3 protein-coding genes are annotated in these 2,298 nt (G+C 55.7%); all 3 read left to right on the top strand.

From position 1 onward, the window contains the following. Positions 1 to 1,223: hypothetical protein (locus ACOYNV_RS27630; RefSeq protein WP_422903032.1), on the top strand; the 1,223-nt coding region annotated here is incomplete at its 5' end. Positions 1,224 to 1,238: 15 nt separating this feature from the next. Then, positions 1,239 to 1,634: a hypothetical protein gene (locus ACOYNV_RS27635; protein ID WP_422903033.1), complete on the top strand. Its 396-nt coding sequence runs from the start codon at positions 1,239 to 1,241 to the stop codon at positions 1,632 to 1,634. A gap of 163 nt (positions 1,635 to 1,797) precedes the next feature. Next, on the top strand, positions 1,798 to 2,244 hold the full coding sequence (locus ACOYNV_RS27640) for a DUF1643 domain-containing protein (RefSeq protein ID WP_422903034.1): 447 nt from the start codon (positions 1,798 to 1,800) through the stop codon (positions 2,242 to 2,244). The last annotated feature ends 54 nt before the right edge of the window (positions 2,245 to 2,298 follow it).

Consider the following 2,298-nt stretch of genomic DNA (forward strand, 5'->3'; position numbering starts at 1 on the left):
TCCGGTTCAGCCGGGGGACCGATCAGACCGAGACGCCGAAGTTCAAGAAGTGGTTTGGGGATTGGGAAGCTGCTGCTTCCGCAAAAGCACTTGTCGATGGTGAGCCTGTTTCAATTTTGACTGGCAATGAGGTTAGCGCCGTCATCGGGACGGATAACGCTTCAATCACTCAAATGCGAGACGATGCGCGAGAGTGGGGCAAAGCCAACATTACCGGATTCCACACCAACACCAGAACAAATATCACGGTTGAAATCCGCGCGCACGGCATAAAGGAAGCCGTGAGTCATGGCAGTGGTCCTGATAAGTTGCGCGCGTTGGCTGCAATCCCAGAGCTAATTCAAAATGGCGTGGTGGTGTTCGACGGGAAAAATCCTAAAAACGCAGAGCAACGGTTGGTTGCTATTGCGGCAAAAGTGCGAATCAAAGGCGAGGATTTTGTGGTTACAGCCGGAATGCGTGAGGATTCAAACGGTAGGCTGTTTTACGACCACGAACTGATGGAAATTGAAAGTGCCGGTAGGCTTTCATCGGAACCGGGCCTCACACAAGGTAAGAACACCGCACCTCCGGCACACCTCAATGATATAACAAGACGCTTCATAGTGCAAACGGGCGATGGCGTCTCAAAAGTCGTTGACGAGAACGGCGAGCCGCTGGTGGTGTACCACGGCACTACATCTGATTTTGCTGAATTTAACGGACACGCCTTTTTTACTACGAGTCCAGATACGGCTGGAACTTTTGCCAAAGTTGATGGCGGCAACGTCCGACCGGTCTACCTATCTTTGCAAAATCCCGCCAGGCTGGACATGCTGCCGCCAAATACGCCATCAGCAATAGCAAGGCGCATTCGGTCCTTGCAAAATCAAGGTTATGACGGCGCGATAGTTAACTATGGCGTTGACGGGAAGCCGATGTATATCGCGTTCTACTCAACCCAAATCAAATCCGCCATCGGCAACAACGGCGACTTCGACGCCACCAACCCAGACATTCGCTTCAGCCGTGGCCCGGTGGCCGCCGCCCGCGATACCCTGGCCGCAGCGCGTGAGCTCAACCTGGCCGCTGGCTACCAACAGCGCGGCAAGACATGCTGTCGTTCGTACTCAGAGGCCACAGCATCGATCAGTTCGACTATGCGTATTCGGAGCAAAATGCGGAGGGTTGGAATCCCGATGATTTTGACGCCAGCATCAAGGCATTGGTCGAAGCTGAAGTGAGAAAGGTGCAGCAGCGTGTCCCAAGATTTGAAAACCTCAGAATATCGCCTGAATCCGGCGCTGTTTACTACAGCAACGGCGCCTTACTGGAGCCCGCAAGCGAAGGCGCTGGCCGAGAAGTACCCGTGGATGGCCGATCTGTTGGCAGTGAATCGGGAGCAAGCGGCGCTGACAATTTCGCGGACTTTGGGGAAAGACTTGTTTCATGGTCGGATGCTGCACGACGATCTGACCGGGGTTCACAAGGCGATGTCCTACGAGGAACCGGAGAAGGTCAGTCCGTTCGCAATGGAGCCAGCGTTCAGGGCCGTCCTGTCACGGATTCCCAGCTTGAAAGTTATCTCTCCAGCATTGGCGGCGGCTTTAGAACGCACGGAGTTGGAGTTGCAACGCTCAAGCGCGCACTCCTAACCCGAGAGGCTGTAGAAGGTGACACATCAGACTTTGGCGCAACGCCGGGTCTAGGCGCAGCGTTGGTCGGCATTTGCGATGCCAAGGGTGTGCCGCCGCGCTGGCGTTGGGACTCATCGCTGAGCGCACAGTTTTCAGCGCCGACAGAACTCACCGCTTCGCGTTGTTCCGATATTGGGGCGACCCAGACGATTACGCTTGCGGCATCAGTATGAACCCCTCCGGTGCAACAGAGGATGTGGGCGATCCGACTGTCGATGGCATGGTCCGCCGAGCTAAGGAGCACTGGGGCGTCGGCGCTTATTACCAACTCAACGTCATGTCCATTCGCGGTACCTACTCGTCAGACCTGACATCAACGGCGGTGTTCAACCTCCCAGAGAACGATGAGTGGATTCGGCGAATAGCGGCCAAGGCTCGGATCATCGTGGTGAGTTGGGGGAATCCTGGCCACAAGTCAGGCCGTGGACCGGCGGTGGAAACGATCTTGCGCGAAGTGTGCGACCCGGCGAAGGTTTACTGCTTCGGTAGGAACAAGAACGGGTCTCCCGTCCATCCGCTCTATCAGCGACTTGACGCGCCGCTGGCGCCATACTTTGTGCAAGCCTAATACAGTCAAACTGCGCCAACAAGTCATGTGGTTCTGAATTTCGGCTGTGCAGCG

Source organism: Propionivibrio sp. (assembly GCF_049316945.1).
GTDB lineage: Bacteria > Pseudomonadota > Gammaproteobacteria > Burkholderiales > Rhodocyclaceae > Propionivibrio.